The organism is Pontibacillus sp. HN14, assembly GCF_021129245.1.
Taxonomy (GTDB): domain Bacteria; phylum Bacillota; class Bacilli; order Bacillales; family BH030062; genus Pontibacillus.
This window is the reverse complement of sequence record NZ_JAJOLR010000001.1, coordinates 1,254,488-1,266,681: the sequence shown is the minus strand read 5'-3', so window position 1 is coordinate 1,266,681 and position 12,194 is coordinate 1,254,488. Positions and strand designations below refer to the sequence as shown.

The window sequence follows — 12,194 nt, the reverse complement described above, 5'->3', positions numbered from 1 at the left end:
GTTCATGTATTTGAATACAGCACCTTTAGCAATAGGGATTATTTTGTTGTTGTTTGCGTTTATGGTAGGGGTCAAAAAGCAGACGTGGTTATTAAGCGGGTTTAACCAACACCGTGTACGGGACAAAGAAAAGCTATCAAGATTGGTTGGTCATTTAGATTTATCCACGGGTCTTGTTTTAATCCTTTCAGGGCTATTAACGCCCCCTACTTCGATTGAAATCGTTATGGGGATTTTGGTTCCTATTATTCTCGTTGCTCATCTAGGGATGATACTCTATGTTCAGAAGAATATGGTAGAATAGTGCATTCCTTTTTAGGGATGCCTTTATTTTTCTGTGGCTCTGGGTGTATACTTTTTTAGTAAACTTGAAACATAGTAGGGTTTGTCACCGTCATATAATAGAATAAAGGAAAAGAGGAGAAGTATGGCCAATTCAGCATTCCATCATATCTGTATTCAAACAAATCGTTATAAACAATCCCTTGATTTTTACACAAAATTATTAGGGTTCACACTTGCGCGTGAACATCCTAATTTCCATGGCCGTGCTTATAACTCATGGTTACAACTAGGAGACTTCTATATTGAATTACAAACAGGAAAAGGGAATGACGTTCTATCTGAGCCTTCTAAAGAAGTTCAGGGCATGGTCCATTTCTGCTTGTGGGTAGAAAATATAGAGGAGATCGTGACAGAGTTAAAAGAAAAAGGAGTAAAGTTTAAACGTAAAAATGGTAAAGAAATATATGACGTTGAGGGAGGTCGTCTCTCGAAGGTGTACGCACCAGAAGGAACACTTATTGAACTGCGAGAGAATAAAGGGATCTAAAGGTTGGGATATATACCTAGAGTTCGCATCCAATCTGTGATGAATAATGGATTTTTACATAGGAAAGGAACCTGCATATGAGCAAAAATGAAATAGCAAAAGAAGTCATTAGTTGGAGTAAGGTGATCGTATTTGTACTCGTCTTTTCCGTGGCGATTACGACATTTCTATTACAACCCTTCAAAGTAAGTGGCCAATCAATGGAACCGACGTTAGATGGAATGGACCTTAAAGAAGGGGACATGAAAGGCGATCGGCTTTGGGTGTTTAAGAGTGCTTATACGCTTGGTCAACAGCCTGACTACAAAGATATCATTGTAGTCGATAACCGCTTGGATGAAGAGAGAACACTTAAAGATAAAGTGCTGGAAAGTCCAGTCGTAAGCATGATTCTAGGAAGTGAAAGCCAAGACAATTATTGGGTGAAGCGCGTAATCGGGAAGCCTGGTGATACTCTAGAATCTAAAGATGGTAAGCTTTATCGAAACGGAGAAGTTATTCAAGAAGACTATATTAAAGAAGATATGATTGGTTCATTTGATAAAGTGGTTGTATCAGAGGGGCATGTATTTGTGATGGGGGATAATCGCAATAACAGTCATGATAGCCGTGCAGTGGGAGCTATTCCGATCGATCACCTGGTGGGTCAGGTCTTCTTGCGCTTTTATCCATTTGACCATATTAAAACGTTTTAAGTACAAAGCCATCCGGTAAAGCGGATGGTTTTTATTGTGCAGGTTGTATGAATTGAGAAAATAATGTGGTTCTGAAATAATATTGATAATGAAATTCTATCCAAAATCTTACTAAACTTATAGAACGAAAGAGGTCTGATGGTATGCAATTTTTAATTATGTTAATGGTTTTCGTAGGTGGGATTGGTGTGGCTGTTCAGTCTTCTGTGAATGGAGGGTTAGGTCAGAAAATTGGGGTATTTGAAGGAGCATTTGTCTCATTCTTGGTTGGGACGGTCACTCTCTTTATGGTGATGCTTTTCTTTGGGAAAGGGAACATTGTTCAAGTATTTCATGTACCAAAATGGCAATTAATCGGGGGGATGCTTGGAGCTTTCTTCGTATCCGCAATGGTACTTGCTGTGCCTCGTATTGGTGTAGGAGCTGCAATCTTTACACTGGTATCGGCTCAGTTAATTGCTAGCTCCTTAATTGACCATTTTGGTTGGTTTGGGTTAAAACAGATTCCACTTGACTCATCCCGAATTGCGGGTATGATTCTAATGATTATAGCTGTTATTTTATACACGAAGAAATAATCGCTGCCTTTACTTGTTCATCATATCTTTGTAGGTCGTTACTTTTTTCTCAAGCATTTGTTCTGTTTCCTTCAATTCTTGGATTTGATTTTGAATTGAAGCCTGGTGGTCTTCTAATAACTGCAATCGTTCATGAACGGTATGCTCTCCTTCTTGCAGGAGCTTTACATATTGTTGGATCGTGGCAACAGGCATATGGGTTTCGCGTAGTTTCAAAACAAAACGAAGCCACTGAACTTGTTGATCGGAATAGTTCCTAACCCCAGCTTGATTACGGCTGGATTCTAAAATCCCTTCTTGTTCATAATAACGAAGGGTATGAGGTTTTATATTGAGTTGAGATGCGACTTCACTTATAGAATACATCATTGAGCCTCCTCTTGAGAGTATTGAGCGCATGAATGCTTGACTTCAAGTGCACTTTAATGGATAGGCTTATAGTGTATCACATAATAAAGAGGAGGATCATGTATGGCATACACAGTTATTACGGGAGCAAGTTCTGGAATTGGATATGAAGCAGCAATCGCTTTCGCAGAGAGAGGGAAAGATCTGATTCTTGTTGCGCGTCGTGAAGAAAAGTTAGAGGAATTGAAAGCAGAGATAGAAAAACAACACAGTGTGAACGTCGTTGTTAAAACAGCAGACCTCGCAGAGCCTGAACGTGTTCATGCTCTATACGAAGAGATTAAGTCCTATCCGTTAGAGACATTTGTAAATAACGCTGGATTCGGGAACTTTGATCCAGTAGCTGAGCAAGATCTTGGTAAGATCCAGAAAATGCTTCGCTTAAATATCGAAGCGTTAACGGTTCTTTCTACTCTATTTGTACGTGATTATGAGAACAAGGAAGGAACTCAACTCTTAAATATCTCATCAGCTGGCGGGTACAATATCGTTGGCGGTGCAGTGACCTACTGCTCGACGAAGTTTTACGTAAGTGCGTTCACCGAAGGCCTTGCGCAAGAACTTGAAGGAAAAGGGGCGAAGATGAGAGCGAAAGTGCTGGCCCCTGCCGCAACCGAAACAGAATTTATGAAGCGTTCCCTTGATGTGGAGGACGTTTCTTACGAAGGCAATGTGGCTCAGTACCATACTGCAAAAGAAATGGCTCACTTTTTACTAGATCTATATGATAGCAACAAAGTTGTTGGAATTGTGGACGGAGAAACATATGAGTTTCACTTAAAGGATCCAATCTATCCTTATGTTGAGCGCTCTACTAAATAAGTTGAAGGGAGCTTCCAAAAGGAAGTTCCCTTTATTTTTTATGAGTGAATGTTTCTGTTTCCTTTAATTGGAGATAAAGGTAGTTCTGAAAATCACTCGCTTTTCACGAATTGAAACGTTTCATGCTTTACCGTGGCGAGGCCCAGGGTTTGTTTGTCTCTAACATATCTCCTTTAGAAGTGAAGCATACTAAAGGTAACTTTATTAAAGGAGTAGATGCTCATGTCTCAAAAAGGCCCATCCAAACATAATCAAAAATCTGCTGAGATCGCAAAAAAGAACAAGCAATTTGAAGCGGAGTTAGCAGAGGATGTACAAATCGGAAATGCTAAACACCAGAGTCAGAAAAAGAGTGGAAGACAAGCAAATAAAAAATAAACAATAAGATTTTTACAGGAGGGAAGCCATGTATAATACGTGGCTTCCCTTTTTCTTATCCCTCGGTAATGCTCATAAACCTTCCGCTCATAAGAACGCCTTACATTACACAACCTAAAAATATGAAGATGTGGAGGTATGACAATGAATGTTGCTCAATTGTTAATAAAATGTTTAGAGCATGAAGGGGTAGAATATATCTTTGGTGTTCCTGGTGAAGAGAACATCGATGTAATGGACGCTATTAAAGAGTCTAAGATTGAATTTATTACGACACGTCATGAAACGAGTGCTGCCTTTATGGCAGGAACGTATGGCCGGTTAACGGGTAAACCTGGAGTTTGTTTGGCGACTCTTGGACCTGGTGCAACGAATTTGTTAACCGGGGTTGCGAATGCAAATATGGATCACTGTCCACTCATTGCCATAACAGGACAGGCCGGCTTAAATCGCCAGCATAAGATTTCTCATCAATATTATGACCTTGTAGACATTTATGAGCCAGTTACGAAGTGGAATGCACAGATTAAAACAGGAGAAATTGTACCTGAGGTGGTTCGAAAAGCCTATCAATTAGCTGCAGGCGAGAAGCCGGGTGCCACGCATATTGATTTACCAGAAGACGTTGCTGAGATGGAAGTGGATCTTGATCCTCTTTACATAACGGATTATAAACGACCTCAGGCTGGTGAGCATGTTTTAAAGGAAGCATCAATGTTGATTTCTAAAGCGAAAACGCCTTTGATTTTAGCCGGAAACGGTGTAACGCGTTGTGGGGGGAGTAAGAAGCTTCGTGAGTTTGTTAAGAAGACACAAATTCCTGTCGTTCATTCCTTTATGGGCAAAGGGGCTGTTTCTTGGAAAGATGAATTAAGTCTTCTGACAGCAGGACTTAGTGGTGGAGACTACATTACGTGTGGGTTCAATCAAGCGGATTTGATTATTACGATTGGATTTGACATGGCAGAGACACCTCCAAGAAACTGGAACCCAAACGGCGAAACCCCTATCCTTCATATTGACACAGAAGAGGCAGAGATTGATGCCTACTATCCTGTCGCTCTTAACGTGGTTGGAGATATCAAGCAAAATCTTGAACAGTTAATGAAGATGGTTCCAGAGCAGGAAAGGAATTTGGATTGGGCCAAGTCAATTCGTAAGAAAGCGCTCGATGAACTAGATTCCTATAAGCAAGACTCTGGCTTCCCTGTGAAACCACAGAAGATTATTGCGGACCTGCGTGATGTGTTACGAGATGAGGATATTGTGATCTCTGACGTCGGTGCTCATAAAATGTGGATTGCTCGGATGTATCATACAGCACAGCCGAATACATGTCTCATATCAAATGGATTGGCTTCAATGGGAGTAGCCGTCCCAGGGGCAATTGGTGCGAAGCTGGCCAATCGTGACAAAACGATTGTGGCCGTTTGTGGGGATGGGGGATTCCTCATGACAGGAGCAGACATTGAAACAGCGGTTCGCCTAAATGTACCGATTGTTATTCTATTATGGAGAGATGAGGGCTACGGTCTGATTGAATGGCATCAGATGAAGAAATTTGATCGACCCGCTCATATTGATTTTGGGAACCCTGACTTCTTAAAGTTTGCAGAGTCGTTTGGAATGGAAGGCATGCGAGTGGACCGTGCAGAAGATTTAAAGCCAGCTTTGGAGAAAGCTGTTGCCATGAAACGCCCTGTATTAATCGATTGTCCAGTGGATTATAAAGAGAATATGAAGTTAACAGAGAAGCTAAACAATATCACGTGTGAATGAGGTGACACCATGAGAATCGGATCGATTATAAATGGTCAAGAATATATAGAAGAAGATAGAGAGACCCTTTCTGTCAGGAACCCCTACAATGATGAACTTGTAGCGGAAATTGCTCTAGCGAACGTGAGTGAATTACAGGAAGCGATAGAAGAAAGTTATGAAGTTTTTCATAACACGATGAAGAAGATGCCAGCTCATAAACGGGGTGACATTCTGCGTGAGGCTGCTGATCTATTAGAAGCACGCGAGGATGACTTTGCTCAAATTATTTCGAAAGAGGCAGGGAAGCCTTTGAAATTCAGTCGAGGAGAAGTGCAACGTTCTGTCCAAGTACTTCGCTTTGCATCTGAACAAGCGAAAGATATCAACGGGGAAGTTATTCCGATGGACGCAGCCATAGGTGGAGAGAACCGATTAGGCTTTACAAAACGAGTGCCACTAGGGATTGTGGCAGCGATTACGCCGTTTAACTTTCCTTTAAACCTTTCTCTTCATAAACTAGCCCCTGCGATTGCAGCGGGAAATACGGTGGTGTTTAAGCCTGCCGAGAAAACTCCTGTGTCTGCTTATATGCTTGTAAAGTTACTCCACGAAGCGGGATTACCTCAAGGTGCGCTAAACCTTGTGCTCGGGACAGGTGAAGAGCTAGGTGATCCGTTAGTGGAGCATGAAAAGGTGCATAAAGTCACTTTTACAGGAAGTCTTCCGGTCGGAAGAAGAATTAGGGAAAAAGCCGGATTTAAAAAAGTTACCCTTGAACTTGGTTCAAATTCACCCAATATTATATTTGAAGATAATGACGTTAACGATGTAGTGACGGATTTAGTGAAGGGGGCTTTTGCTTTTTCGGGGCAAGTTTGTATCTCAGCCCAGCGCGTATATGTACACCAGTCTCTTTATGAATCGTTCTTAGCAGAATACAAATCACAAACCGAATCCTTAACGATCGGCGATCCCCTTGATGAAGGTACAGATTTCGGTCCGATGATTACAGAGGAAGCTGCTGAACGGGCAAAAACCTGGATCGACGATGCTGTGAAGAATGGAGCGACAATTGAAACAGGGGGAGAACAAAGAGGCACGATCTTAACCCCAACCATTATGACAAATGTCAAAAGTGATATGAAGATCATCGCTGAAGAAGTATTTGCTCCAATTGTGTCGATTATTCCATTTGAAACAGAAGAAGAAGTGGTCCAGGCCGCTAATGATTCGATTTATGGACTACAAGCAGGTATATTTACGAAAGATATTAACCGAGCCTTTCGAGTGGCAGATCAGATTGAAATGGGCGGCGTGTGGATCAACGAAATCTCAACCTATCGCCAGGATAACCATCCTTATGGGGGTGTCAAGCAAAGCGGTATTGGAAGAGAAGGTGTGAAGTATGCCATTGAGGATATGACCGAGATGAAGTTTTATGGAATAAAGTTAACGTAAAAGGTCAGGGGAGTCTCCCCCTGACCTTTTTGGTTTAAAGTAGTGTAGAGAATATAGTGTACATGATTAGCTAGTTGGTCTAAATATAGTAACCAAATGTTTTGAATGTTTTTATCTAGATCAAGTTGAGAAATCTAGCTCTCTTTGAAATAATTGGTTGGAATGGAACGAACTTTAATAAGATGAAGGGCGTGTCGCTATGAAAATAATCGCAACTTGCTCCATTGTTGCTATTCTTTTACTATCAGGCTGTCAGTCCTCAGCAGATGAAGGAGTAGAAGGGTCACAAACCGAGAACCAGGTCGTCGACCAAGTAGAAGACTATACGTTTGAAGATTATAAGGCGATGTTTAAAGATTCTGTCTCAGAAGCGGAAGCATTTGAGGTTCAGGAGGATAACTTAGAGAAATGGATCGCTCGAACAATTTATCAATCTAAACGGAATGGAAATGATAACGTCAAAGAAGAAGCGGTGCTTGAACAAGCAAAGGAAGCTCTTCAGCAACAAGAAGATAGGAAAAGGTACGCTCAAGAAACCTATGGAGTGCAGGTAACAGAAGAGGAAGTAGATCGTTATATCGAAGAAGGTCCAGATCAATTGGATGTGATGGAGCAGAAGGCAGCTGCGGAGGCGATTGGTATGACGCCAGAAGAATTCAACCACACCTATGACCGCGATCATTATGAAATGGCTGTCCTATATGAAAAGCTCCTCCCAGAATTGAGGAAGAAGTACGATGAAGTTTCTGATGGGAACTTAATTGAACGCTTTAAAGAAGAAGTGGAAAAGGAATAGGAGTTGGAAGAGGCGATTATGGAAGAACAGCTAAGAATTTTCGATCAAAACAAGCATCCAATTGGTGTAGCCTCACGAAGAGACGTTCACCACTATGGATACTGGCACGAAGTGTTCCATTGTTGGATGATAACGCTAATTGAGGATGAGTATTATGTGTATTTGCAACTACGGAGTCCCTTTAAGAAAGACTATCCGGGCCTTTATGATATAACAGCTGCAGGGCACCTTCTTGCTGATGAATCCGTTGAAGATGGAATAAGAGAGGTTGAGGAGGAACTAGGGATTTCCGTTCAGTATGAGGATCTGACTTCGTTGGATACTCTCTCCTATCAGGTTGAGAATGACACAATCATTGATAAAGAGTTTGCGAATGTATTCTTATTAAATAGTAGACTCCAGTTCGATGATTTTAAATTGCAGGTCGAAGAAGTAACGGGTATGATTCGGGTGAAGTTGAATGACTTTGAACAGCTTTGGTCCCATCAGGCAGATCAAGTTAAAGCGTGTGGGTTTAAAATCGGTGTTGATGGACGAAGTCAATCTTTTGAAGAGCGAATCGGTCGAGAAGATTTTGTAGCTCACGATGGTTCATTTTATCGAGAGGTAGTAAGAAGAATTAAGGGTTCTTTATAGATTGGGTCCTTCGCAGCAAGAAAGGGCTGTTTGGGGGATTCTTTATGTACAATCGTAGGAATCTATAAGGTTTGGAGAGTTATGTAGTGTATTAGAGGAGTATGCACCTGGAATAGCCTGTTGGCTTTTCGTTGTTACCACATTATTTTGAGAACTGATAAAATAATAGGTGAGAAGGGGGAGGACGATGAAAAGAGAGCCGATTTATGTGGAAACTAGAATAGAAGCGGATATGGAAGATCTTTGGAACGCTTCCCAGATACCCGATCAACACGAGCAATGGGACCTCCGCTTTTCATCTATTATTTATCAACCTAAAGAACAGGAAGAGGATCCGCAAGACTTTACATATAAGACAAATATAGGTCTAGGTCTTTCAATTGAAGGGTGGGGGAGAAGTAAAGGAACCCATAATGGTAAGGATGGTTCGAGGACTTCTTCTCTTCATTTTGGAACAGATCAAAGGATATCCATTATTACAGAGGGAAGAGGATATTGGAAATATATTCGAAACGATAAGGATTTAACCTTCCTCACTCAATACGATTACCAAACGAGGTTTGGTAAGGTGGGAGCTTTATTCGACCGGTTTATCTTTCGTCCGATGATTGGATGGGCAACAGCACTTAGCTTTGATGTGCTTAAACGTTGGCTTGAGAAAGGGGTCACACCTAAGTCTCAGTACATCCAATTCTTTGTTTATTGGATGCTCGCCTTTTTCTTTTCTTTTATATGGATCTATCATGGGCTAATTCCTAAGATTTTATTTCAACATCCAGAGGAAGTAGCGATGGCAGAGAGTCTCTTGCCTGATGGAGTGTCAGCACCTAATGTTGTACTCGTCATGGGCAGTGGAGAATTGCTCTTTGGTCTCTCGTGGTGGTTTGTTGGTAGACGGAAGTGGCTGCATTTGATTCAAGCATGGGCTATTCCGATTCTCACTCTCTCAGCTATTGTAGCAGACCCGGGTACGCTTACTCATCCTTTCAGTCCTCTCCCTTACAATAGTAGTTTATTTCTATTGTCCTTAATCGGATTGACTATAAGTCGGGACGTGCCAACAGCTAAGACGTGCAAAAGGAAGAGGAAGGAGTGATGGGAATGCCGATCTATTCACAAGTGTTAGGAGATCGATTTAATCGATTACACCCGATGCTAAAGCGGCGATACAAGCAGCTTGAGAAAGGTCCATATAGAGGGTCAGGTGTCATGAAGAAAATAACAAGAGGGCCGAAGTGGATGTATCCACTGATGTTTTTGGGAACAAGAAGAAAGCTTCTATTTCCTGAGAGTGGAGTATTCATCCCATTTACCATTCAGCATCAGCCTTTAACAGGAGATAATGGAGAGGAACAAGTGCACTGGGAGAGAGTGTTTTATTTCAGTGGAAAGAAGCGGTATTTCAATGCCCTGATGAGCCTTGATTCTGAGCGTGGGATTATTAAAGACTATCTTGGGGAGCCCTCAGTTCTATATTCTGATTTGGCATTAACTGTTCTTGAAAACGGTGGTCTCCACATTCAGTCAAAGCGGCAGCGCGCGGTGATTGGTGATAAAGAAATCCCTTTACCCCGATTCCTCCAAGGGGTGGCAACCGTAGTTGAAGCCTTTAATGAGGAGAGAAATGTGTTCGAAATTCAGGTGAGGGTTCAAAACCCAATCATCGGAACGATCTTTTCTTACGAAGGGGAGTTTACTCAGGATGCGTAACATTCCTACCAGTAGAGTCAAGGGTTCGTTCCATGTCGGAGAGAATGTGCTTAAAGACCATGAGGACAGAGAGCGTCAAGAAGTAGGTCTCGTAGAAGACATGAGATTATATAGGGAAGATGTTGATCTAAACACCTTGTCTCCGGCGATTATCGATTTTTATGAAAGAACAACCTCTTATCGCTTATTGGCCAAAGTAAAATGGAAAGCATGGTTTAAGCCATTTGCAGCGGTTTATCGTTTGTTAAGTAAGAGAACGGAACAAATTAATTTGCCTCTATCTGGTAAAGAAGTAGAAATGACAGGGGATATTGTGCCGGTTTCAGAAGAGACAGACGGTCGGTACCGGCCAAGGGCATGGGTGAGAAAGATCGGGGACGAAGTATGTTTTGTTGCTATCTATTCTTTCCATAAGACGAATCAGCGGACCTATATGAATATTGGGCTCCCATTACCCTTTTCAACGATGACAGGAGTACTTGAACTTCATCAAAAGGGAAGTCGTTTAAGCTTATCGAGTAAACGCCTTAAATCAAAGGATGCTGATTCTGGGACGTATTTAAAGACTAGACTTGGAAGCTTCAAATTACCGATTGAAGAATACTTTCTGGTGGAAGAAGTGGGAGAAGGGGCGTTACATGCGACCCATAACATGTGGTTATGGTCGATTCCCTTTTTAACAATTACATACTGTATTTTACCGAAATCAGAATAAATATTACATAAATGAAGCCCTGGCTCTCCACTTGAGCCAGGGCTTTTTTTGTATAAGGATTAATGAGCTTCAGCCTCATCGACATGCATAATGTGTTTCTTATTCATCCATACAAATACCACGGAAAGAAGTACAAAGAATGCTCCTACATAAAATGGCATGCTAGAGTTGAAGATCTCGGCAAGTTTCCCTGCAAGGAAAGGTGCAAGCGCTCCTCCAAGGAAACGAAGAAAGCTGTATGCAGCTGATGCTGTGGATCGTTCAACAGGACTTGCATTCATTACGGCAGTTGTAATGAGGGTGTTGTTATTCCCTAATAAAGCACCTGCAAATATAACAGCTGCTATGACCACCCACTGAGCGGAAGTCCAAATGCCCATAGCTAAAAGGGTTGCAGCAAATAGAGTAAGCATCAAGCACATGGATTTCACAGTACCAATCCATTTTTGAAGTTTAGGTGCCATAAACACTGAAGTGATGGCAAGTAAGATTCCCCAACCTAAGAACACCATGCCAAGGCCGTGTTCATCAAGGCCTAATACAAATGGCGAAAAGGCTAATAACGTAAAGAATCCGTAATTATAAAGAGCAGCTGCAATACCAAGAACCAATAAGGAGCGGTGTTGCAGTGCACGAAATGGATCGGCTAGAGAAGTTTTCTTTCGCTTCGTTCCGCCAGCACTCTGAGTACGTGGCATAAGGGTAGTTAGACCAATAAACGCTATGACCATTAAGGTAGCAACACCTAAAAATGGACCTCTCCACGACATCGCACCGAGCCAGCCTCCAATAAGAGGACCAACGGAAATTCCGAGGCCAATAGCTGCTTCATAAAGAATGATAGCTTTTGCATTACCACTGTTCGATAAGGTGACAATGGCAGTTAGGGCCGTCGCAACAAATAAGGCATTTCCAAGGCCCCAGCCTCCCCGTAGAAAGACAAGCTCCCATATGCCGTTTGATAGTCCTCCTAGTCCAGAGAATAAGGCGATAATTACAATTCCAGATAAAAGTGTATATTTCATTCCTATTCGCGATGTAATCACGCCTGTTACAAGCATGGCTACGGCCATGACAGCATTATAGCTTGTAAACAGAAGGGTAACTTCACTAGGTGCTGCATCTAGTTGTTTCGCAATGGCAGGTAGAATCGGATCCACGAGTCCAAGCCCCATAAATGCGATGATACACGCAAAAAAGACAGCCCATACTGCTTTTGGCTGCTTTAGTATACTTGGCTCTTCTGCAATTGTAACCGGCGGGACCGGATTTGGTTTTGCTGACATATTTACATTCTCCTTACTGATCTAATGTATTTAGTTGTATTATACAATCAATTAATTGTATAATACAACTAAATACTTTGGGGTGTCAAGGTAGCCGGATGAAATATGGTATGCTAGAG

15 protein-coding genes are annotated in these 12,194 nt (G+C 41.8%); 13 read left to right on the top strand and 2 right to left on the bottom strand.

Annotation, left to right across the window (positions count from 1 at the left end; genetic code table 11):
* The first annotated feature begins 4 nt into the window (after positions 1–4).
* The 4 genes from LQ226_RS06560 to LQ226_RS06545 all read left to right on the top strand — a co-directional run bounded on the left by LQ226_RS06560 (position 5) and on the right by LQ226_RS06545 (position 2,105).
* Positions 5–304 carry a DUF3784 domain-containing protein gene (locus tag LQ226_RS06560; RefSeq protein WP_231417049.1) on the top strand — a complete coding sequence of 100 codons (300 nt, stop codon included), beginning with the start codon at positions 5–7 and terminating at the stop codon, positions 302–304.
* A gap of 123 nt (positions 305–427) precedes the next feature.
* Positions 428–832, top strand: coding sequence for a VOC family protein (locus LQ226_RS06555; protein WP_231417048.1), 405 nt, complete (start codon positions 428–430; stop codon positions 830–832).
* Positions 833–909: 77 nt separating this feature from the next.
* Entirely contained in the window at positions 910–1,527 is a 618-nt protein-coding gene (gene lepB / locus LQ226_RS06550) for a signal peptidase I (protein WP_231417047.1), read from the top strand.
* Between the two features lie 143 nt (positions 1,528–1,670).
* Entirely contained in the window at positions 1,671–2,105 is a 435-nt protein-coding gene (locus LQ226_RS06545) for a DMT family transporter (RefSeq protein ID WP_231417046.1), read from the top strand.
* 9 nt (positions 2,106–2,114) lie between these two features.
* On the opposite strand, the gene LQ226_RS06540 is transcribed toward LQ226_RS06545, so the two are convergent.
* A complete protein-coding gene (locus tag LQ226_RS06540) occupies positions 2,115–2,471 on the bottom strand; it encodes a MerR family transcriptional regulator (protein ID WP_231417589.1) in 357 nt (118 codons plus the stop codon).
* Between the two features lie 105 nt (positions 2,472–2,576).
* On the opposite strand from LQ226_RS06540, the gene LQ226_RS06535 reads away from it, so the two are divergent.
* The 9 genes from LQ226_RS06535 to LQ226_RS06495 all read left to right on the top strand — a co-directional run bounded on the left by LQ226_RS06535 (position 2,577) and on the right by LQ226_RS06495 (position 10,789).
* Complete coding sequence (locus LQ226_RS06535) at positions 2,577–3,335, top strand: SDR family NAD(P)-dependent oxidoreductase (RefSeq protein WP_231417045.1); 759 nt, start codon at positions 2,577–2,579, stop codon at positions 3,333–3,335.
* Between the two features lie 222 nt (positions 3,336–3,557).
* A complete protein-coding gene (locus LQ226_RS06530; RefSeq protein ID WP_231417044.1) occupies positions 3,558–3,713 on the top strand; it encodes a hypothetical protein in 156 nt (51 codons plus the stop codon).
* Between the two features lie 144 nt (positions 3,714–3,857).
* Entirely contained in the window at positions 3,858–5,492 is a 1,635-nt protein-coding gene (locus LQ226_RS06525) for an acetolactate synthase large subunit (protein ID WP_231417043.1), read from the top strand.
* A 9-nt stretch (positions 5,493–5,501) separates the two neighbouring features.
* Entirely contained in the window at positions 5,502–6,932 is a 1,431-nt protein-coding gene (locus tag LQ226_RS06520; RefSeq protein ID WP_231417042.1) for an aldehyde dehydrogenase family protein, read from the top strand.
* 199 nt (positions 6,933–7,131) lie between these two features.
* Positions 7,132–7,728, top strand: coding sequence for a hypothetical protein (locus tag LQ226_RS06515; protein ID WP_231417041.1), 597 nt, complete (start codon positions 7,132–7,134; stop codon positions 7,726–7,728).
* A gap of 18 nt (positions 7,729–7,746) precedes the next feature.
* Positions 7,747–8,364, top strand: a complete 618-nt coding sequence (locus LQ226_RS06510; protein ID WP_231417040.1) for an NUDIX hydrolase — start codon at positions 7,747–7,749, stop codon at positions 8,362–8,364.
* 187 nt (positions 8,365–8,551) lie between these two features.
* Positions 8,552–9,460, top strand: coding sequence for a DoxX-like family protein (locus LQ226_RS06505; RefSeq protein ID WP_231417039.1), 909 nt, complete (start codon positions 8,552–8,554; stop codon positions 9,458–9,460).
* Positions 9,461–9,465: 5 nt separating this feature from the next.
* Positions 9,466–10,074: a DUF4166 domain-containing protein gene (locus tag LQ226_RS06500; protein WP_231417038.1), complete on the top strand. Its 609-nt coding sequence runs from the start codon at positions 9,466–9,468 to the stop codon at positions 10,072–10,074.
* A complete protein-coding gene (locus LQ226_RS06495; RefSeq protein ID WP_231417037.1) occupies positions 10,067–10,789 on the top strand; it encodes a helix-turn-helix domain-containing protein in 723 nt (240 codons plus the stop codon). The genes LQ226_RS06500 and LQ226_RS06495 overlap by 8 nt, the downstream gene beginning before the upstream one ends.
* A gap of 59 nt (positions 10,790–10,848) precedes the next feature.
* Here LQ226_RS06495 and LQ226_RS06490 read toward each other — a convergent pair whose 3' ends face one another.
* Positions 10,849–12,075, bottom strand: a complete 1,227-nt coding sequence (locus tag LQ226_RS06490; protein WP_231417036.1) for an MFS transporter — start codon at positions 12,073–12,075, stop codon at positions 10,849–10,851.
* Positions 12,076–12,194: the final 119 nt, after the last annotated feature.